Annotated in this window: 17 protein-coding genes; 4 read left to right on the forward strand and 13 right to left on the reverse strand. The window is 45.9% G+C overall.

Annotation, left to right across the window (positions count from 1 at the left end; all coding sequences use genetic code 11):
- Positions 1-20: 20 nt before the first annotated feature.
- From H8K36_RS16870 to H8K36_RS16910, 9 genes are all read right to left on the reverse strand, one after another.
- The gene (locus H8K36_RS16870; protein ID WP_186917683.1) at positions 21-1,199 is read right to left on the reverse strand and encodes a patatin-like phospholipase family protein; all 1,179 of its coding nucleotides are present in this window, start codon (positions 1,197-1,199) and stop codon (positions 21-23) included.
- Positions 1,200-1,378: 179 nt separating this feature from the next.
- Positions 1,379-2,137 carry a 3-hydroxyacyl-CoA dehydrogenase gene (locus tag H8K36_RS16875; RefSeq protein WP_186917684.1) on the reverse strand — a complete coding sequence of 253 codons (759 nt, stop codon included), beginning with the start codon at positions 2,135-2,137 and terminating at the stop codon, positions 1,379-1,381.
- A gap of 226 nt (positions 2,138-2,363) precedes the next feature.
- Positions 2,364-4,562: a sodium-translocating pyrophosphatase gene (locus H8K36_RS16880; RefSeq protein WP_186917685.1), complete on the reverse strand. Its 2,199-nt coding sequence runs from the start codon at positions 4,560-4,562 to the stop codon at positions 2,364-2,366.
- Between the two features lie 355 nt (positions 4,563-4,917).
- Positions 4,918-5,574, reverse strand: a complete 657-nt coding sequence (gene adk / locus H8K36_RS16885) for an adenylate kinase (protein ID WP_186917686.1) — start codon at positions 5,572-5,574, stop codon at positions 4,918-4,920.
- A gap of 228 nt (positions 5,575-5,802) precedes the next feature.
- Positions 5,803-6,549, reverse strand: coding sequence for a 3-deoxy-manno-octulosonate cytidylyltransferase (kdsB, locus tag H8K36_RS16890; protein ID WP_186917687.1), 747 nt, complete (start codon positions 6,547-6,549; stop codon positions 5,803-5,805).
- A gap of 7 nt (positions 6,550-6,556) precedes the next feature.
- Positions 6,557-6,742: a Trm112 family protein gene (locus H8K36_RS16895; RefSeq protein ID WP_186917688.1), complete on the reverse strand. Its 186-nt coding sequence runs from the start codon at positions 6,740-6,742 to the stop codon at positions 6,557-6,559.
- Entirely contained in the window at positions 6,723-7,748 is a 1,026-nt protein-coding gene (gene lpxK / locus H8K36_RS16900; protein ID WP_186917689.1) for a tetraacyldisaccharide 4'-kinase, read from the reverse strand. Before lpxK ends, H8K36_RS16895 begins: the two co-directional genes overlap by 20 nt.
- Positions 7,749-7,877: 129 nt before the next feature.
- Entirely contained in the window at positions 7,878-8,321 is a 444-nt protein-coding gene (locus H8K36_RS16905; protein ID WP_186917690.1) for an ExbD/TolR family protein, read from the reverse strand.
- A 42-nt stretch (positions 8,322-8,363) separates the two neighbouring features.
- Entirely contained in the window at positions 8,364-8,969 is a 606-nt protein-coding gene (locus H8K36_RS16910) for a MotA/TolQ/ExbB proton channel family protein (RefSeq protein WP_186917691.1), read from the reverse strand.
- Positions 8,970-9,960: 991 nt separating this feature from the next.
- Here H8K36_RS16910 and xseA point away from each other — a divergent pair.
- The 3 genes from xseA (at position 9,961) to H8K36_RS16925 (ending at position 13,136) form a co-directional block, all read left to right on the forward strand.
- The gene (gene xseA, locus H8K36_RS16915; RefSeq protein WP_186917692.1) at positions 9,961-11,325 is read left to right on the forward strand and encodes an exodeoxyribonuclease VII large subunit; all 1,365 of its coding nucleotides are present in this window, start codon (positions 9,961-9,963) and stop codon (positions 11,323-11,325) included.
- A 157-nt stretch (positions 11,326-11,482) separates the two neighbouring features.
- Positions 11,483-12,061 carry a superoxide dismutase [Fe] gene (sodB, locus tag H8K36_RS16920; RefSeq protein WP_186917693.1) on the forward strand — a complete coding sequence of 193 codons (579 nt, stop codon included), beginning with the start codon at positions 11,483-11,485 and terminating at the stop codon, positions 12,059-12,061.
- 325 nt (positions 12,062-12,386) lie between these two features.
- Positions 12,387-13,136, forward strand: coding sequence for a M20/M25/M40 family metallo-hydrolase (locus tag H8K36_RS16925; RefSeq protein WP_186920459.1), 750 nt, complete (start codon positions 12,387-12,389; stop codon positions 13,134-13,136).
- A gap of 107 nt (positions 13,137-13,243) precedes the next feature.
- Here H8K36_RS16925 and H8K36_RS16930 read toward each other — a convergent pair whose 3' ends face one another.
- The 3 genes from H8K36_RS16930 to H8K36_RS16940 form a co-directional block, all read right to left on the reverse strand.
- A complete protein-coding gene (locus H8K36_RS16930) occupies positions 13,244-14,338 on the reverse strand; it encodes an ABC transporter permease (protein WP_230404772.1) in 1,095 nt (364 codons plus the stop codon).
- 79 nt (positions 14,339-14,417) lie between these two features.
- Entirely contained in the window at positions 14,418-15,383 is a 966-nt protein-coding gene (locus H8K36_RS16935; RefSeq protein ID WP_186917696.1) for an ABC transporter ATP-binding protein, read from the reverse strand.
- A gap of 183 nt (positions 15,384-15,566) precedes the next feature.
- Positions 15,567-16,532, reverse strand: a complete 966-nt coding sequence (locus tag H8K36_RS16940) for a DUF808 domain-containing protein (protein WP_186917697.1) — start codon at positions 16,530-16,532, stop codon at positions 15,567-15,569.
- 253 nt (positions 16,533-16,785) lie between these two features.
- Between H8K36_RS16940 and H8K36_RS16945 the strand changes: the two genes are divergently transcribed.
- The gene (locus tag H8K36_RS16945; RefSeq protein ID WP_186917698.1) at positions 16,786-19,497 is read left to right on the forward strand and encodes a S9 family peptidase; all 2,712 of its coding nucleotides are present in this window, start codon (positions 16,786-16,788) and stop codon (positions 19,495-19,497) included.
- Positions 19,498-19,574: 77 nt separating this feature from the next.
- Here the strand turns inward: H8K36_RS16945 and H8K36_RS16950 are convergent, their stop codons facing one another.
- Entirely contained in the window at positions 19,575-20,882 is a 1,308-nt protein-coding gene (locus tag H8K36_RS16950) for a DUF2799 domain-containing protein (protein WP_186917699.1), read from the reverse strand.
- Positions 20,883-21,117 lie beyond the last annotated feature (235 nt).

Raw genomic sequence — 21,117 nt, forward strand, 5'->3', positions numbered from 1 at the left:
AAAATAAGAAAAAAAAGGTCCTAGTGTTTCTTCACTCCAAAAAACGCAACAACTTCAGCGCGTTTTGCGTGAGTGTCGCGCATCCCTAAATCAATCAACTCACAAGTATAACTAGCCTCAAACAACAAGTAAGAAGCCAATGCTGAGCCACGTGCTTCAGTCGCACCAATCCCCCCCAGCATGGTCCGAACAGGGAGCGGCAAACTTTGGATGTGGCGACTGGCCATTTCATCTAAACGTTCCGATGGCGCGATCACCAAAAGATCAACTGGTTTGAGCGGTGTTTGCTCCAATAACTCAGCCGGCAACATCGACAGTGTTTTATTGATGCGAGTAAGACGCTCAATATCGACCGCCAAACTATCTAGGAAAATGCTCGACATCGCATGGCCCGCAATTTGAGCCAAACTTGGATAACGGGCCGTATCAAAGTTTTGACGTGCAGGTTCAGATAAACGCCCCGCTCCTACAATTAATACTTTGCTAGCGCCCAAATGAATTGCTGGCGAAATAGGCGCCAATTGCCGCATCGATCCATCACCACAATATTCGAGATGCCCTCCCCAATTCAGCGCTACTGAGGGAAAAATGAAGGGAATGGCGGAGGATGCCAATAAATGCTGAATACCGATGAAGTCACGTTGTGCCAGGCGCTGAGTGCGCACCCAGGGTTGAATTTCCGCCAACGTCTGATAAAAAGTTAAGTGATGACCTGTCGTGTACGAAGAGGCTGTAACCGCTAAGGCATGCAAATCACCATTCACAAATGCTTGATCAAGACGCTCCATATCGAGCATCCGATGTAGCAAACCCTCAAGGGGAGAGTTATCAAGTAAAGAGGTCGGTGGTGATTTGCGCCATTTATTGAGCAACCAACCAAACGACATAATCGAGAGCCATTTTGCGCCAGAGCGAATAACCCCAAGCGAATCTGCACGATACACTTGTGCGGCCTCGAAATTGCTCCACACCTGATGAACGTTCATGACCGATTCACGAAAATCATCAGCACGACAAGCCAAGGCTGTCGCGTTAATTGCACCAGCCGAAGTACCACAAATAATGCCAAAGGGATTGTCTCGCGGCCCCCAACCTTCCTCCAACAGGATATCGGAAATCGCTTTCAGCACACCCACTTGATAACCGGCGCGGGCGCCACCGCCAGTCAAAATTAATCCGGTATTCGCGTTATCGCCCATGCACAAACGGCTCCTCAAATCAGTTTTAGTCAGATCGACTAGTTTGCCTAAGTGTATTCGCAGACACAAAAAATGTCTGCATTTACAAGCAATTCCAGTTCGATTTGTCTGATTTTTGGAGCCGTGCTGTAACAAATACAAATGAAGACTGAACCAAAGGCTCAGTCCAGTTCACCAACTTATTTTGGTTGCATACGAATTGCGCCATCGAGACGAATTGTTTCGCCATTCAACATCATGTTTTCAATGATGGTCTTCGCCAATTGCGCATATTCGTCTGGTTTGCCCAAACGTGATGGGAACGGAACCATCTTGCCGAGTGCGTCTTGAACTTCTTGAGGCATACCTAACAGCATAGGCGTTTCAAAAATACCTGGCGCCACAGTCATGACACGGATGCCGTTACGAGACAGGTCGCGAGCCATAGGCAAAGTCAAACCAACGACTGCCGCTTTAGAAGACGCGTATGCCGCTTGCCCCATTTGGCCGTCGAATGCTGCAACTGATGCAGTATTGATGATCACACCGCGTTCGTCTTGGCTCGTTGCCTCTGTCTTGGACATCGCTTCAGCAGCCAAACGAGCCATGTTGAAGGTACCGACCAAGTTGATATTCACGACACGTTGGAACAACTCGAAAGGATGGGCGCCATCCTTACCCACGGTTTTCACCGCAGGTGCAACGCCCGCACAGTTAATCAAACCGCGCAAGGTTCCGGCTGCAGTCGCAACTGCGACAACTTCTTTACCATCGGCTTCGGAAGTTACATCGCATTTCACGAAAATCGCATTGAGTTCAGTTGCTAATTTTTGACCCGCCTCAACTTGCACGTCAGCGATAACTACTTGACCGCCATTGGCTTTGATCATGCGTGCTGTTGCTTCACCCAAACCAGATGCGCCACCAGTAATGATAAAAACGTTATTTTGAATTTGCATAATTTCCTCTTGTTTTAGTTCAAATAATTAGATTGACGCATTTCAGGCAAAGGCCAGTAAAGCATGCTAACTGGGTCGCCAAATTTAACGTTAACGTAAACGTCAATTAACGCTATTGTATCGAATTTGGTCGCTCCCTCAAAATAAAAAAGGCAGCCTCAGCTGCCTTTCCTATGTTAGCCCAGTATTAACAATACATTAACAGGCGAACAAGATGAGATCAGTCCTATTTTCCAGCATCAGCCGCGGAAGCAGAACTCGCTGGGCTTGTTGGTGCTGGTGCCGCTGCCTTTACTTTCACCACATCCATACCTTCCGGTGCGGTTACAGCAGGTAATGGCGCTTCTACTTGATGCACCACTGGCGCAGGTGCTGCTGGCGCCTTTAACCATGGAACCAAGGGAAATAAAGGGACCAAAAGCAAAGCAACGATATTGATAATCTTAATCAATGGATTCACCGCAGGGCCTGCAGTATCTTTATAAGGATCACCAACGGTATCGCCTGTCACTGCTGCCTTGTGGGCTTCAGACCCCTTGCCACCGAAATTGCCATCTTCGATGTATTTTTTAGCGTTATCCCAAGCACCGCCACCGGTCGTCATCGAGATCGCGACGAACAAGCCAGTAATAATAGTACCCATCAACATCCCACCCAGAGCCGCTGCACCCAAAGTCAAACCCACAATGATAGGCACCGCTACTGGCAATAAAGATGGCAAAATCATTTCTTTGATAGCCGAAGCCGTCAACATATCGACTGCCTTATCGTACTCTGGCTTACCGGTGCCATCCATGATGCCCTTGATGTCACGGAATTGACGGCGTACTTCAACCACCACAGCACCAGCTGCACGTCCAACAGCTTCCATCGCCATCGCACCGAACAAGTAAGGTATCAAACCACCAATAAACAAGCCGACAATCACTTGTGGATCGGAAAGATCAAACTTCACATTCAAACCTACTGAACTCAAAGCATGGGTGTAATCGGCAAACAAAACCAAGGCCGCCAAACCTGCGGAGCCAATAGCGTATCCTTTAGTGACCGCTTTAGTGGTGTTACCAACCGCATCCAAAGGATCCGTAATGGCACGAACTGACTCATCCATACCTGACATTTCAGCGATACCACCGGCATTATCAGTAATTGGACCATAAGCATCGAGTGCCACGATAATGCCTGCCATAGATAACATTGAAGTCGCAGCCACAGCGATACCATAGAGCTCGCCACCATATTTATAAGACACCAAAATTGCTGCACAAACAGCCAATACTGGATAAGCAGTGGACTTCATGGACACACCTAAGCCAGCGATAATATTCGTACCGTGGCCTGTAGTTGACGCTTCGGCGATATGGCGAACTGGTTTAAAGTCCGTACCCGTATAGTACTCAGTGATGTAGACCATCAAACCTGTCAATACGATACCAACGATTGACGAGATAATCATTTGATTGCGCATCGCTTCGTCTTTAAACAACATATGGGTGACGACCACAAAACCAATCAACGATAAGCCCGCTGCCCACCATAGACCTTTGTACAGAGCCGACATAATTTTTTGACCAGGTGTGTGTTTGACGAAAGCACAACCAATGATCGAAGCAGGAATTGAAACAGCGCCGAGCAATAATGGATAAATGATGGCCTCGGTCACTGCACCGGTTACCATCAAAGCACCGAGCAACATAGTCGCAATCAAGGTAACGACATAAGTTTCGAATAAGTCAGCAGCCATACCTGCGCAGTCGCCAACGTTATCGCCAACGTTATCAGCAATCACGGCTGGATTACGTGGATCATCTTCAGGGATGCCAGCTTCAACTTTACCCACCAAGTCAGCTCCGACGTCTGCGCCTTTAGTGAAGATACCACCACCGAGACGTGCGAAAATCGAAATCAAGGAGGCGCCAAATGCCAAGCCGATTAAAGGTTTGATCAGTTCGTGGGTTGGCGTAGTTCCACCTTTAGTTAAGAACATATAAAACAGTGCGACGCCGAGCAAGCCCAAACCAGCGACTAACATACCAGTAATTGCACCGCCTTTGAAGGCCACGTCTAAAGCTTGGTTCATGCCTTTTGTAGCGGCTTGCGCAGTGCGTACATTGGCACGAACCGAGACATTCATGCCGATAAAACCACAGGCGCCCGATAAGACAGCACCGACTAGAAACCCAAGTGCGGTGACCAAGCCTAAACCAGGTAAAACAGCGATTGCGATGAACAACACAGCGCCCACCATTGCAATCGTTTTATATTGACGTGCCAGATAAGCAGCGGCACCTTCCTGAATCGCTGTCGCGATTTCCTGCATACGGGCATTTCCCGCATCCTGTTTCAAAATCCAACTTCTGGTCAGTAAACCATAAAGTACGGCTAGTACGCCACATCCAACAACAATCCACAGACTCTCTACCATGTCGACTCCTCCAATTTTTCTTGGTGTTCACCAAAGCACTTGATCTGGATTTAGCTCTTTTCGAATAGATCAAACACTCGTTTTAAAACCTCCTACAGAATGACTACCTGCAGTCGGCCCCTCTTTAAAACTGTACGAAAAATACTGCGTCTAACAATTACTTGAAGTTCTATTTATTCTGCTGCTTATTCTTTGCTTTGTATTCGCCGCCGATAACCTAGCGGTTCAATTTTGAATCATTCTGCGTTAAATCTTACCTCCCTCATTTTTACGTCAACATAAACAATATTCAATTATCTGATTAACATCAAGACAGACGAAAAAAAAGCGGACATGGTGTCCGCTCTCTCTATTCTTATTCGCTTAGTGCAGCAAAAGCGGCATCGCGAATCGCCTCTACGGCGCCCACGCCAGCAATCTTGCGATATTTCGGTGCTCCAGGTTGCCCTGATTTCGCCCAATCACCGTAGTAACTTAGCAGCACTTCAGTTTGATCGTGGTAGACGTTCAAACGCTTCTTGACGGTCTCTTCTTTATCGTCATCGCGTTGTACCAAGTCTTCGCCTGTATCGTCATCTTTCCCTTCCACTTTCGGAGGATTAAATTTGACATGATATGTGCGACCAGAACCAGGATGTACGCGGCGACCACTCATACGTTCGATAATCGCGCTGTCAGGGACATCAATCTCCAGCACGTAATCAATATTGACACCGGCTTCTTTCATTGCATCAGCTTGCGGCGTGGTGCGCGGGAATCCGTCGAACAGGTAGCCATTAGCACAATCAGCTTGCTTCAAACGCTCTTTAACCAAACCGATGATAATGTCATCAGACACCAAGCCACCAGCATCCATGACTTTTTTCGCTTCCACACCCAAAGGTGTGCCTGCTTTCACCGCAGCACGCAACATATCCCCTGTAGAGATTTGTGGAATGCCGAATTTTTCCTTAATGTAATTGGCCTGCGTGCCCTTGCCTGCTCCGGGTGCTCCCAACAAAATAAGACGCATTTTTATTTCCTAGACGAGTTTAATTATTCTGTACGCAATTCAAACACCCGAATCGTTCAGGATTGATTGGCTTGCTGTTGCCAGACGACGCTCAATTATTTTTCTTATGCTGCAGACTGAGTGTTGCAACGCGGGTCGCCGACAAATTGTATCTTTACGAAATTTACCACAGATTTTTCTGCTTGAAGCGCTTTCAGACTTCAAGTTTTTTCATTTTTTCCGCTTATCTCAAAAAAACTGTCGTACGCGCTCCAAATCCTCTGGCGTATCAACCCCTACCGCTGGTGTATGCGCAGTGACATGGACGGCAATGGCGATGCCATTCCACAACACTCGCAATTGTTCCAAAGCCTCAATTTGCTCTAAAGGCGACACGGGCAAATTTGGGTAGGCTTGCAAAAATTGATTTTGATAAGCATAAAGACCGATATGGCGAAGCGGCTCATAAGCAGCCGGCATCAAATTTAGGGATTGCGCAAAAGCATCGCGTGCCCAAGGGATGACCGCTCGTGAAAAATACAGCGCACGTTGATTTTTATCCAGCACAACCTTGACCACATTCGGGTTTAACACTTCCGCGATATCGTGCAAAGGGTGAGCGGCTGTTGCCATTGGTGTTTGGGCGTTCACCTTAGCGGCCGTCGCCGCGATGAGACGCGGATCAATCATCGGTTCGTCGCCCTGTACATTGACGACTACCGCGTCATCCGCGAGTTCGAGCAAAGCAGCCACTTCAGCAATCCTGTCGGTGCCTGAAGGATGATCGGCACGTGTCATGAAAGCTTCAATTTGATGGTCACGGCAAGCGGCGACAATATCGGCATGATCCGTCGCAACCACAACGCGCGACGCGCCTGACTCTTGTGCTCGCATCGCGGTCCGCACTACCATGGGCTTGCCGCCAATATCAGCTAAAGGCTTATTCGGTAATCGGCTTGAGGCCAGCCTCGCTGGCACGATGACAGTAAAACTCATAGCATTACTACGCAGGAACTTGAGTGTCGCCGTCTAAACGACGAGCTTGGTCTTCCCACATGATAGGAATACCATCGCGAATCGGAAATGCTAGTTTATCTGCCTTACAGATCAACTCTTTAGCGGCCTTATCAAATTCTAAGGGTCCTTTACAAATTGGGCATACTAGTACATCAAGCAGACGTGCGTCCATGTTTAATCTCCGAAAGCTTTGCAAGTAGTTGCGTCCCAAATTGTGCGTCGATTTGCGCCGAGACCGGCACTACCCAGATACGCTGGTCTTCTTTCAAACCAGCTAGTTGCCGACATTTTACTGCATCCTTCTCAGTAATCAGGATGATTTCCGCGTCTTTTTGCGCGAACAAGTCTGGTGTGTAACTAAAATGATCTGGCAGTGGCATAGCTTCAAACTGAAGACCATGACTCTCTAACAATTGAAAGAACCGTTGCGGATGGCCAATTCCGGCGGCAGCCAGGATTTTTTTGCTACGCATATCACTCAATTCAGATTTGCATTTGCTATCGACGAGCTGTGTCAATTGCGCCGGTTGCAGGCACATTTGCAAAACCGGCTCGCCAATTCCGGTAGGAATTTGATCCGAACTTGAATTCAGTATCGTGAAATCACGTCGGCGCAAGGACGTCTCACGCAAAGGTCCTGCGGGCAACAAAAACCCATTCCCAATTCCGCGCTGGTCAAACATCAAAATCTCGACGTCACGTGCAATCCCATAATGCTGCATACCGTCATCTGAAATAATAATATCGACTGCAGGATGTTGCGCCAATAAATGTTCAGCAACGACTGCTCGCTGGCGCCCTACCATCAACGGGCAGCCTGTACTCTGCGCGATCAACAAAGGCTCATCACCAACTTCTGCGGCCAATGCGCCCTCTTTAACCTCACGTACGAAGTTAGAATCTGCACCATAACCACGAGAAATAACGCCGGGATTCCAGCCATGCAAGCGCAAAAATTCGACTAGCCAAATCACCATCGGTGTCTTACCTGTACCACCAATAAAGATATTCCCAACCACGATGACAGGAACGTCCAACTTCTTTTGCGGCTTATAGCCCATCACATATAAGCCAAAGCGAAGGTTCAATAGCGCACCGTATATCTTAGACAGTGGCCACAAAACAAATGCGATAACGCCGCGTCGCATCCACACTCGCAAGAAAAACTTTTCAAGCATCGATCACAATCACTTTCTTCCTAAACTGTATCAACTGGGTCTCAATAACAAACATTCGCGTCGCATCAAGAAAAATGGGAAACGTTGCAGCGTTTCCCATTCGTTCAACACCTTCAAATTAGATCGACGCTACTTTCCGCCCGATGACGCCTGCGCCGCAAAAGTCACTTTTGCCAATCCTGCGATACGTGCTGCTTCTAGCACATCGATCACTGATTGATGGCTCGTCGCGCGATCCGCGTTAATGATGATCACAGGATCAGGATTACCTTTGCCAGAACCCAAAGCATCAGCCGCTTTTTTCAGATCGTTCGCCAAAGTTGCAGTGTCAAGAAAACTCACTGCCTCGCTATTGATCTTATAGCGACCTTGTGCATCGATACCTATTTCAATTTGACTGGGTTTTTCTTGCGCCTTTTCAGCATCTGCAGTTGGCAGAGTAATTTGCAACTCAGTAAAACGGCTATACGTCGTGGTTACCATCAAGAAAATCAGGATCACCAATAGCACGTCGATAAATGGAATCAGGTTGATTTCAGGATCTTCCTTACCCAGACCTTTACGAAAATTCATGGAGGCGACTTCTTCCTAATATCAAATACGAAAATCTCGCAATTACTTGCGCGTGCTGTGCACTACGTCAACAAACTTCACTGCTTGCTGCTCCATTTCAACCACGAAGCTATCAATCAGAGCACGGAAATGGCGATAAAAAATCATCGCAGGCATCGCAATCAACAGACCAAAACCGGTATTGTACAAAGCGACTGAAATACCATGCGCCAACTGTGCTGGATTCGCACCAGATGCATTTTGTGACCCAAAAATTTCAATCATACCGACCACGGTTCCAAATAACCCCATTAATGGTGCCAAAGAAGCAATCGTCCCCAAGGTGGTTAGGAATTTTTCCAAGTCATGTGCAACCGCGCTTCCAGCTTCCTCGATGGACTCCTTCATCACTTCACGCGGTGCATGAACGTTACGCAAGCCCGCAGCCAATACACGGCCGAGAGGAGAATTGATCGCCAATTGATCGATCACCTCTTGCTTGATCTTTCCGCTTTGATACACGCGAATAACCTCTTCTAGCAAGGTTTTCGGCAAGATACGTTGACGGCGTAATGACAAGGAGCGCTCAATAATTAATGCCAGCGCCACGATAGAAGCTATCAAAAGTAAATAAATAGGCCAGCCAGCCGCCTGAATAATTGCAAACAAATGAAACTCCTTACAAAGACTTAAATATGAATTGCACCTCAAGGCAAATTAAACTTCATCTGTCTTCAAACTCGACGAATCGAATGCAAAGACTGACCACTAAAGATGAATTTGCTAGATCAAGCTCGCAATGTATCGTGTTGTTGCGCAGCGGGCAAGTCTATCGCACGGAATATTTTTGTTAGGGCTAAAACACGACAAACCAAACTTATATTTTCCTCAACATCCAACTCGAAGTGAAAAGTTTTGCACAGAATCTGTGTGCAATATTGTGGATATCTTCTGGATGAAAAGATAAGTGATTGATTTATCGACATTTTAGTCGCTAGCTACAAATTTAAGCACCTCCCTATTTTGACCAAAATATACGCAAAATACATTTCCCAACGGGAATTTTCGGAAATTTCTTCGGAAAAGTGGATAAGTCTCAAAGTTTTGCACACAAACTGTGGATGACTTTGTGAACAACACTTTTACACTTCTTTAAGTCATTGATTCATTTAAGTAAAAGTTATCTGCACGAATTTTGATCAAAGCTGGCTTTTATCTAAAAAATCAATAAAAAAATAAATAATACATAACTTATTTAGGAAATATCGCCTATATTCAGCAAGTTTTGCACAAGAATTGTGGATAAGATTGTGAACATGATGGGCAATAAAGTTTAAGTCGATGATTTCATTGATTTTTGTTTCACTGCCTTAAAAAAAGGCAAATCTTGTTTTAATGCCACATGGAAATAATTTAAGTTTTTGTTCGATCTATCTGTGGATAACTTTGTGAATAAACTTGATGCCGAACTACTTATAAAAAGCCTTCAGCAAAGAAAGAAACTTTTTTTACATGAAATAAAATCAATAAAAACTTTAAATTATCTTATTAATCAATAACTTAAAGTTTTCAGCTAAAGCAGTTTTTAAGATGTGCAGCCACAGCTAGCCTCCCCTGCCCTATAATCACTGCTTGTGGACATATCTCCCCTTCAGACACCATGGCATCTTATTCTTTGTTCGACAATCCCGCAAAAACCGAGCCTGTCATCACGGTATCAGCCTTAAACCAAGCGGTGGCGCGGCTTCTCGAGCAAAACTTTCCGCTGACTTGGATTTCCGGCGAAATTTCGAACTTCACCCGCGCTGCCTCCGGGCACTGGTACTTCACACTCAAGGATCAAGATGCACAAGTGCGAGCCGTAATGTTTCGCGGGCGGGCGCAATACGCGTCATTTACGCCGAGAGAAGGCGATAAAGTCGAGGTACGCGCTGTGGTCGGACTCTATACACCACGCGGTGACTATCAAATCAATGTCGAAGCAATACGTCGTGCTGGCCTAGGCTCACTTTACGAAACTTTCCTCCGTCTCAAGGCACAGTTAGAGAGTGAAGGTTTATTCGATGCCGACAAAAAGAAAAATATTCCGATCTTTGTCAAACGTATTGCTATCGTCACCAGCCCGAATGCTGCAGCCTTACGCGATGTGCTCACGGCACTCAAACGTAGAGCTCCCCATGTAGAAGTTTGCATTTACCCAAGCCCGGTTCAAGGTGAAGGCGCTGCTGCCAAGATCGCCCAAGCAATTGCCACCGCGTCTGCAGACCCGCGCAACGAACTCCTAATCGTATGCCGCGGGGGCGGGAGTATCGAAGACCTGTGGGCATTCAATGAAGAGATCGTAGCGCGCACCATTGCGCATTGCGAAATCCCAGTGATTAGTGGCGTCGGACATGAAACAGACTTTACCATTGCGGATTTTGTGGCTGACCTGCGAGCACCAACGCCAACAGCAGCGGCTGAGTTAGCCGCTACCGCGCAACAAGACTGGCTCGCCACAATCGAACACCAAGGTCAACGCCTATATCGCCTCATGCACAGGCAAATCCAGACTCAGACCCAGCAACTCGATTGGACCGCAAGGCGCTTGATTAGCCCGATCGCCAGTATCGCGAGTAAGCGTCAAAGTCTGCAGATCAGCTCCCAGCATTTACGTCATGCTTTGCAAGTCCCAGCACAACGCGGTCGACTGCGTTTACAACAATTGCAACAGAGGCTGCAGCAGCATAAGCCACAGACCGCCGGCCTAGAGGCACAAGCGACTGGCAAGGCTGACGCGCTCAAAGTCGCAATGAATCAGCTACTCCAACAACGTCGCCTGCGTTTAGATCACCTCAAAGAACAACTAGAATTACTCAATCCCCAGCGTACTTTGGAACGTGGCTATGTCATTTTAAGTCAGACAGATGGAAGCTTAATCCGCAGTGGTAAAGAACTTCACGCTGACCAACATCTCCTAGTACGTACAGCCCTTGATCTCAATGAAGTTCAATTGAAGCAGGTCGGAAAACCCCAGAAGTTGTAAGTCTATTTGCCGAAGAATGTTTGCCCTCAAAAAAAAGTAAGGCGAAGCTGCAAGCAAAGCGACAAACGCTTACAATGTCGGTTTGCAGTTTTATTCCCCATAAACGGTAACGCCGTGCCAACATCCGTTGGCGCGACACTTCTTGATAGGAACGATCATGGAACATACTTTGCCAGCTCTGCCATACGCAATCGACGCGTTAGCACCACACATCTCACAAGAAACGCTGGAATACCACTATGGTAAGCATCACCAAACTTATGTGACTAACCTCAACAACCTGATCAAAGGTACCGAGTTCGAAAACTCAACGCTCGAAGAAATCGTTAAGAAATCTTCCGCAGGTATTTTCAATAACGCAGCGCAAATCTGGAACCACACTTTCTATTGGAACGGTTTGAAACCAAATGGTGGCGGCGTTCCAAGTGGCAAATTGGCAGATGCCATCAATGCGAAATGGGGTTCCTTCGACGCTTTCAAAGACGCATTCACCAAATCATGTGTTGGCAATTTCGGTTCTAGCTGGACTTGGTTGGTAAAAAAAGCCGACGGCACATTAGACATCGTCAACACATCAAATGCTGCAACACCATTGACAACAACGGATACACCATTGTTGACTTGCGATTTGTGGGAACACGCATATTACATCGACTACCGTAATGCACGTCCAAAATACTTAGAAGCGTTTTGGGCATTGGCTAACTGGGATTTCGCAACAGCGAACCTCGGCTAATTCCAAGAAATTTCTGAACTAAACAGAAAAGCCTGTGGTCTATGATCACAGGCTTTTCTGCTTTCGCAACGACAGTCGCGAAACCAACTTTTTTTTATATTCTATGCGACCAATTCCATTTCAAATGCCATTTGCGACTGCTCTCCTGGGCTTATTTTTTAGCAGCACACTTCATGCTGCTCCACTCAAGCAAACTGCACCATCAAGCCAAGCGATGCGTGATTTGCAGACGCTCGCAAGTGCTGAGATGCAAGGCCGCGGCATTGGAACTGAAGGAAGTGAACGTGCTCGTAATTACATACTCAAGCGAATCGCTGAGATCGGTTTGAAACCATGTTCCAGTCAATTTATTACAGAATTCAATGTCAAAGCGCGCAACACAAGTGAAAGCATTGGCAGAAATGTAATTGCTTGCCAGCCAGGGAAAACGACTTCAGCAGACTACATTGTGGTATCAGCTCATTATGATCACCTCGGAGTCAACAATCAAAAAATTTACTTCGGTGCAGACGACAATGCTTCCGGAGTCGCAGGCGTAATCGCTGTTGCAGAATACTTTAAACATAAAACGCCGACGAACAATATTGTTTATGCTTTTTTTGATGGGGAAGAGATCGGTTTAAAAGGGGCTGCAGCGTTCATCAAGCAACAAACGATTACACTCAATAAAATTGTGGCCAATATTAATTTTGATATGATCGCCCGAGGCGACAAGAATGTTCTATTTGCCAGTGGCTCGTACCAAACACCTGCGTTTAGAACTTTGCTTTCAGACTTAAATGGCCGTTACGGCATCCAATTGCAATTCGATCACGATCGCCCTGAGCAAGGGACTAACGATTGGACCAACCAATCTGATCATTATGTGTTTTACACAGCGGGCATTCCTCACTTGTATTTTGGCGTAGAAGATCATGTCGATTATCATAAGCCCAGCGACACTGCTGATAAAGTAAATCCTGTTTTTTTTAATGGTGCCATCGAGCTGCTGCAGAATGCAATCGACATTATCGATAAAGCATCAGTGACCGTTGATTTTCGAGCGGAACGAAAAAAATACAAAATGCCTGATTGAAGAATATAAAAAAAGCCCAGTGCGATGCATTTGGGCTTTTTTTGACAGCAGTCATTTTTTCGGTATTGAGCTATCAGTACAACATTTAAACCTTGACCCTCACCGCCTCATATAGATTTAATCGGAAACAAAAATGCTTCAAACATCTGCTTCCAAGAGGGCTCTTTCCCATACATGCGAATACCGAGTGTAAATACTCTCGTAGCGGCAGATTTAAACCACCACAAGCACGCAACTAACAGACTTAAAGAAATCGCCCATTGCCATAAAGGCACCTCGGTGTGGGCCATGCGCAAAGGCATCGCTGCAAAAGAGGTTAAAGGAAAGATACTCAACACTTGCATCATCATTCCTTCAGCATTATCAATTCCACTATATGCCAAGGCGACCGGTACGGCAGGTAAGAACATCATAATGCTACGACTAGAATGATTGGGATCATCAATCGTCGCCGCAAATGCAGCCATAAAACTATTCACCAGTAACAATCCCAATCCGATGAACACAAGATCGCTTATCACTTCCCAAACAGATATTGGAAGAGATAAATCACCTTTACCGCTAAATGCTGCGACTCCATTAATAAACACAAAGAAGATAATTCCATAACTGAGCATGGTCTTTAGACAGAACAGCGAGATCCCTAAAATCTTCCCTTGTATCCATTGCGCAGGTGTAATCAGGGTCAATAGCTGTTCGGTGACACGATTTTGTTTTTCGCTCGTTATACCAGTAAACAGATATCCAAAACCTGAGAAGACACCCATAACCAATAAAAATAAAAGAGCTCCACTCAAAATATCCCTGCCACGTTCGTTGTCGTCTTTGTTCTCCTTTTTTAAGGTTCGAACATTAACCTCAGGTAAATCAGTAATGCTTTTTCTCTGTTGCGCATCCAAAGGCAAGGCAGCGATCAAGCGTTGTTGCTGCCAATTCTTAAGGCCTGTCTTCAGTTTTCCCTGCCAACTCGCTTTTTCTTTGACAGTCAATTGCACTTGATCTTTATCGATCGTGATGACTGCATGCCATGCACCACCGAGGTTTTTCAGCACCTCTTCCTGACCTTGATTTCCCAATTGGCTGAATTGAAAACCTTCAATCTTCGGCATCACTCCTTCCGCGAATACCGCAACTTGATAATCTTTATCAAGAAAGCCTTTAACCATTGGCCAAGCGACGGAGAAACCAAAACCGAGAAGCATTAGGGCCAAAGAAATAATTTCTTGTTTCCATTTGAAATAACGCTTAAATTCAAATACTGCAATGGTCCAGAGGTTCATCTCATACTCCTAAATCAGCGATTTGAGTTTGTACAACTTGGGGTGCTTGTGATGCATTGTGGGTCTGCACGGCAGCAAGGTATAGATCATGAAGACTTGGACGCTGGTGTCCGAAGTCAATCAACTGACCGACTGCCATTAGTTCTGACAGCAGTTGATTAACAGTGCATCCATCGCGAATCTCAACTAAGACTTGCTTGTCATTAATTTCGACATTTTGGACCGCACCACAAGCTTCGATTTTTTCCCGTTCGGGCAACTCGACAAAACTAACGCCATACAATTTGCGAGGGCTCAACTGCTCAATCACTTCATTCAAATTGCCGAGCGCAACTTCTTGTCCTTTGTTAAGTAATAGCATTTCATCGGCTAAGCGCTCGATCAAAGCCATTTGGTGTGCACTTAAGAGGATGGTGGTCCCACTTTGACGCAACTCATTCAATATGGTCAAAACATGTTCTTGATTCACTGGATCTAAACCTGAAAATGGCTCATCAAGCACCAGTAGTTGAGGATGATGAATTAAGCAACTGATCAACTGCACTTTCTGCTGGTTACCCTTTGAGAGCTTACTCAAGTTGTCTTTGGCTTTATCTTGTAAATCAAAGCGCGGTAACCAGTGCGCTAGCTCTTCGCTGATTTGCTGACGACTCAAACCGCGAAGCTTACCGATATAAGTCAAGTTTTCCACAACTGATTTGTCTGGATAAAGGCCCCGATCTTCAGGCAAATAGGCAAAACTAGTTTCAGGTAAGGAATCAACAATTTCACCGTCAATGCGCACCGTGATCGATCCTGCGTCTGGTTTTGTTAATCCCACCAACATGCGAATGAGCGAAGACTTACCTGCGCCGTTAGGCCCCAACAAAGCAAATACTTTCCCTGGACTGACCCTAAAACTCAGACCACGCACTGCCTGCACTGTACTGTAAGACTTCTGTACTGCATCGACGACTATCTCTATCATAAGTACTCCCAAGAATACGGACGGAATCTATCAAGCATCCGATATCACTTAAACGATATCAGGAAGCCACATAAACAAGGATAAGGGAAAAACACTTGTTGATCACCAAGGTCGCGACGAAGCACGACTATTGGTGACCAAAGTACGAAGCAGCGCAAGCTCTAGGCGACTTATATAGACGACTTACTCAGGCTTCTTGAATTTAAAGATGGGAGCTAAAAAGCGATCATAAAGCTGATAAGCAATCAACACTAAAGCACCGGCAATAACACCTACAACAATATCAACGAAAGCAGGAATCAATACACCTAATACAGAACCAAGATAGGCAATAGTCGATGTCGCCTCAACCAAATGATGAGAGAAATCCCCGATCGCATGGACGCCATGGGTCAAAATGCCGCCGCCTACCATGAACATCGCGACCGTGCCAATCACTGTCAAAGCTTTCATAAGCCATGGTGCAAAAGCGACGAAACCATCACCAATTTTTCGCTGTAATTTGTGCCACAAAGAATCACTCTTATTGCGCAACAAATAAAAGCCCATATCATCGAGTTTCACGATCAAAGCAACAAAACCATATACGCCTACCGTCATAATCAAGCCCACACCTGCCAACACTGCTAAGCGGGTTGAAAATGCCGATTCAGCGACGGTACCCAAAGTAATAATAATGATCTCAGCGCTCAATACAAAATCGGTACGGATCGCACCTTGAATCTTATCCGACTCATAGCTAACGAGGTCGACTTCGTCGCTGGCGACCTGTTTCAATAACTCTGCTTCTTCTGCCTTTTCTTCAGCTTCCGAGTGCAGGAATTTATGAGCGAGTTTCTCGAAACCTTCAAAACACAAATAAGCGCCGCCCAACATCAACAGTGGCATGATCGCCCATGGCGCCAAGGCGCTTAGCAGTAGGGCCAACGGTACGATAATCATTTTGTTTTTCAGTGACCCTTTGGCAACGGCCCACACCACAGGCAATTCCCGTTCCGCACGAACACCATTGACCTGCTCTGCATTCAAAGCCAGATCATCACCCAACACACCTGCCGTTTTCTTTGCAGCAACTTTCGTCATGAGGGCAACGTCATCCAACACTGTCGCAATATCGTCGAGTAAAGTTAAAAGGCTAGCACCGGGCATATACGTTATTCTCAAAAAGTAAAATAAAACAACCCGCCACATCGCTATGGCGAGATTTCTAAAAACAAAGCAAAATTTTACTGTAGTTGAGTGATCTAGTCGGTCTTTTTTTGACGGTCAAATTTTTTTATCTTCACCATTGCAAAAAATTAGGGGAGATCGATGAACTTCAATATGCTTGCCATGGTCTATGGTGGCATATTTTAAAAACAAAAACGGACACTCTCCGAAACCCAACAAACCAAGGGATGATATGCAAAAACGGATAATTGCCATCAGCATCGCACTAATTTTTAGCAGCAGTATTCAATTTTGCGCACATGCGGTCGCAGCGGAAGGAATCGTTACCGACAAGCTTGCTGTGCAAAAGCTAAAAGCAAATGAGCTCAGCTTAGAGCAATTGTTCCGCGCAAAAAGTTATATGGGTAAAACGGCTAGACAGCTGCGATTCAGCGAAGATGGCCGTTATCTTGCCTACCTATGGAACCCCTTTAATGAGGAAGGTAGCGACCTCTACATCTACGATACGCAAAACGGCAAGAGCCATCGCATTACATCACCCGCCATCATGAGAAATGTCGATGCACCCGAAGACTGGGATCGTTTCGATAAAAAACTCAAACAAAAAGAAACCGACTTGGCAGAACGGCAAGCGAAAGCCGAGGCCCAAGCTGCCTACCTGAGGGGTGAAAAAGTCAATTTAAATCAATGGGAAGAAGCAGCCATCGACGTCCTAAAAAAGGAGCTCGCTGAGAAAAAACTTAAAGATGCTGCACTCAAAGCTGAAAAGGATGCAGAGATCTCAAAAGAGAAAGCAGCGTCAGAGGCATTAAAACAAGAAAAAGCAAAAACTGCAGACGTATCCAAATTGGATACTGAAGCTAGCAAAACAACTGAGACAAAAAAAGAAACTGTTGCCAACAAAGATAAAAAAGAGACTGAAAAAGAGTTATGGGAACTACGCGACGAACTCAAAAAGAAGCTGAATAAAGAAAAATTAAAGGCCAACGATTTGTATCCTGGTGTCGACAATCTCGTCTGGGCAAAAAAATCAAATGAGCTGATTTTCCAATATCGTGGCGACTTATTCCGACAAAAAATGGACGGTAGTTCGTTTGAAAGATTAACCAAGACAGATAAAGCCGAGCGCATCATTTCCTACAGCGCAAATGACAGCGGTTATTTGTACATGGATGACAAGCGTATCTATCAAACTGATTTCAATAAAAGTCAATTGCGCCAGCTCAATCCTGAACTAATCCACGCTGATGATGTTGAAAAAAAATACGCCATCAGCAGCACTACTTTAAGTGAGGATAAACAATGGATGGCCATTGCAGCCACGGCCGGTCCTGCTGATCCATCCAAAGCACCAAGCGGGCGTCAAGTTGAAATCATGAATTATTCTGAACGCTTCGCTACCGCCAAAAAAGTCGGGCGTGAAGTCTCTGATGACAAACGTAATGTCCCAGCGACGGCATTGTATATTCGTCGCGTGTCCGATGAGTCGATGCGTCAACCGAATCCTGTCTTTACCAACGATGGAGGCGATGTTTGGTTTGAAATGAGTCGCGTGAGTTTTAGCAAAGATGGCACCCAATACACATTCTCGACTTGGGAACGTGAAAAGGAGTTACTTCGCATTTATGTTGGACAAACAGAGAGCAATAGCAAACCCAAGATGGTATTCGAACGGCGTGGCAATGTTGGTCATGAGGTCGTCGATGTAGTGGCTCCGCAATTTACGCCTGATGGCCAACAACTGATCGCGGTACTTGATGAACAAGCTTATCGCCAACCTTACCGCATCAACACCAGCAGCGGCGAGGCGAGCAGCATTCTGAAAGGTGATTTTGAAGCACATCAAATTGTGGGTTTCACACCTGACAGCCGCTTCATGTTTGTGCTAGCGAACCGCGACGACTTCGCTGCGATGAATGTTTTTAGAGTCGAACTTAGCTCAGGCGCAATGACAAGCTTTGGAAAAACTGCCGATTTTCATCGCACCACTGCAGTCACCGAAAATGGTGACAAAATCGCTAGTGTGGCGGGTCAATGGTCGACTCCGCCAGAATTAAAACTAATCGACGTTCAGTCTCAGAAAAACGGACAATACCAACAACAGACTTTGACGCAAAGCCATGACCCGGCATGGAACGCAGTCCACTTGATTCAACCAGAGCGCTTTCATTTTACGAATCGTCATGGCGACCAGATCCAAGCGTACGTGTTTAAGCCCAATCAATGGAGCTCATCGGACAACCGTCCTGCGATTGTCTACACCTACGGCGGTCCCTTAGGTGATCGTCACATTATTGAAACCGATAGTTTCCAGGCGACGGCCTATCAGTTTGGCATGTATATGGCGGCAAAGCACGGCTATGTTACGGTTGCCGTCGATCCGCGCGGACACTCGAACTACGGCCGAAAGTTTTCCGATGCGAACTGGGAACAAGTGGGTCTGCCGCAAAGCGAGGACCTGGAAGATTTGGTCAAATACATGGACGCTAAACTAGGCGTCGATCGCAAACGGATCGGATTGACGGGTTGGAGTTTTGGCGGATTCCAAACTCAGTACACGATGTACACCCGTCCCGATTTATTTGCAGCCGGTATTGCTGGTGCGGGGCCAACAGAATGGGAAAACTACAATAGCTGGTACAGTGGACGAACGATTGGCAAAGTTGATCGTAATAAGCCGAACTTGCGCCGTTATTCGCTTCTACCGCTTACGGTTGGTTTGAAAAAACCATTGATGCTGGTGCACGGCATGCAAGATCCAAATGTATTATTCCAAGACACTGTCAATGTATATCGTGCACTGCTAGAAAACGGCAAAGAAAGCTTAGTGGATTTATTCCTAGACCCCGATGGAGAACATGGTATGGGTGGTGCCGTGAAGCCAAAAGCTTGGCATAAGAAGTACGAGACATTCTTTCTGCAGCACTTAGGACGAAATCGATAAGTAGCCGAATAAAGTAAAAGGCCTCGCGTTCCGTCATATCAGGAAAACGAGGCCAATTTGAAAAACACGATCTAAGATTAGAGTGATCGCATAATTTGCTCTAACTGTTCAATATGACGATGCCGCCACATTTCTAAGTCATCGATCTTGCGATTCAGGTCACGAATATAACGACTTAACTCGGCGCGATCTTGTTCGCGTTTCTTATCAATCCTTGCTGTTTCATCGTTGCGTGGGCGATCTTTATTATCTTGATCGCGTTTGATCTCTTTTTCTAAGCGACGTAGTTTATCGTCGGTATCATTACGCCTATCGATAGTGCTACTCAAGTCACGTTCAACACGCGCTCTCTCTCGCATCACACTCTCGTAACGTTCGCCACTAACATAGCCGTGTTGCGCTCTGCCTTGCACGTTTTGACCACATACATTTAAGGCGAAATAAGCGGAGCGTCGTCCAAATTCAAATGCATTTTGTGGACTACAGTAGCGTGCATTTTCTGCATACCACGCCTGCATATAGTCATCTCTCGAACGTGCCAAAACGAAAAGCTTATCGTTACGCGCATTAGCATTACGTTCTTCGAAGCGATTCGGCTGCCCGAACCCATCGTCATGCCCTGCATCAGTCCAATATTGTTGTAGGCGCTTTTCCCACATCGCTTGATACTCGGCTTCACTGAATTTCAGATCGCGCTTCTTAGCATCAATACGTCGCATATACACGTCCCAACCACTTGTTGCGTCGGCCCAGCCTACGCGTTTCCAATACTCGACAATCTCTTGATCCCAAGCCTGGCGATAAGCATTCTCACGTACAAACAACTTAGTTTGCTGTGCACGCTTCTGATGATCAATAAACTGTTTATCACTGACACCATTATGCGCATCTTCGAATCCTAATCGCGTCCAATAGGCTTCGTTACCGCGACTCCAACCTTGACGATATGCGTCAGCATTAAAGGTAATGTCACCACTACTTTGCGCGCGCTCTTTTTCAGTATCTGCATTTTTTGCGGCACTTCCGTCTTGATCCCCGATCCCAAACCAATAGTCGGCATTCCCAGCTTTCCAGCCTACATCATACGCAGCGGGATTCAATGGTGTTTTATTCTTGATGATCTTTTCTGTACTTACCTGCTGCGCATAAAATGATTGTGGGCGCGGTGCTCGACCATCGGCCAACCCGATTCGATTCCAGAATTGATAATTTCCTGCCGACCAACCCGTTTGGTATTGTGATGCGGATTCGTTCTTTATTTTTCCTTCATCATAATGAGCACAGAAATCACGACGATCTTCAAACTTCGCAACCGATCCTGCTTCTCCATCTTTTTGACCGATAACCACCCAGTCACCCTGTTTGCAATCGCGAATGTCGCGCATAGTTCCGGCGCAGGCTGACAACAACAGAGTGCAAGCAATCAGAGTTAAGAAACTTATTAATTTATGAACTTGATTTTGCATTTTCTTGAAAAGTGAGATTGTATTAAGAGTAATAACGCCAAAAAACTAATTTTGTTGACTTGAAACAGATGGTTTTGGACGCACATGCTTCAGCAATATCTTATAAAAGATGACACAATACACTAGCAAACTGACTGGCGCAAAAACTCTGAAA

This window comes from Affinundibacterium nitidum (genome assembly GCF_014284155.1).
Lineage (GTDB): Bacteria > Pseudomonadota > Gammaproteobacteria > Burkholderiales > Burkholderiaceae_D > Undibacterium > Undibacterium nitidum.

Coding starts and splice junctions, on each gene's coding strand:
- H8K36_RS16870 (WP_186917683.1), bottom strand. CDS start 1,199: ATGGGCGATAACGCGAATACCGGATTAATTTTGACTGGCGGTGGCGCC.
- H8K36_RS16875 (WP_186917684.1), bottom strand. CDS start 2,137: ATGCAAATTCAAAATAACGTTTTTATCATTACTGGTGGCGCATCTGGT.
- H8K36_RS16880 (WP_186917685.1), bottom strand. CDS start 4,562: ATGGTAGAGAGTCTGTGGATTGTTGTTGGATGTGGCGTACTAGCCGTA.
- adk (WP_186917686.1), bottom strand. CDS start 5,574: ATGCGTCTTATTTTGTTGGGAGCACCCGGAGCAGGCAAGGGCACGCAG.
- kdsB (WP_186917687.1), bottom strand. CDS start 6,549: ATGAGTTTTACTGTCATCGTGCCAGCGAGGCTGGCCTCAAGCCGATTA.
- H8K36_RS16895 (WP_186917688.1), bottom strand. CDS start 6,742: ATGGACGCACGTCTGCTTGATGTACTAGTATGCCCAATTTGTAAAGGA.
- lpxK (WP_186917689.1), bottom strand. CDS start 7,748: ATGCTTGAAAAGTTTTTCTTGCGAGTGTGGATGCGACGCGGCGTTATC.
- H8K36_RS16905 (WP_186917690.1), bottom strand. CDS start 8,321: ATGAATTTTCGTAAAGGTCTGGGTAAGGAAGATCCTGAAATCAACCTG.
- xseA (WP_186917692.1), top strand. CDS start 9,961: ATGGCATCTTATTCTTTGTTCGACAATCCCGCAAAAACCGAGCCTGTC.
- sodB (WP_186917693.1), top strand. CDS start 11,483: ATGGAACATACTTTGCCAGCTCTGCCATACGCAATCGACGCGTTAGCA.
- H8K36_RS16930 (WP_230404772.1), bottom strand. CDS start 14,338: ATGCTTCTCGGTTTTGGTTTCTCCGTCGCTTGGCCAATGGTTAAAGGC.
- H8K36_RS16935 (WP_186917696.1), bottom strand. CDS start 15,383: ATGATAGAGATAGTCGTCGATGCAGTACAGAAGTCTTACAGTACAGTG.
- H8K36_RS16940 (WP_186917697.1), bottom strand. CDS start 16,532: ATGCCCGGTGCTAGCCTTTTAACTTTACTCGACGATATTGCGACAGTG.
- H8K36_RS16945 (WP_186917698.1), top strand. CDS start 16,786: ATGCAAAAACGGATAATTGCCATCAGCATCGCACTAATTTTTAGCAGC.
- H8K36_RS16950 (WP_186917699.1), bottom strand. CDS start 20,882: ATGCGCGACATTCGCGATTGCAAACAGGGTGACTGGGTGGTTATCGGT.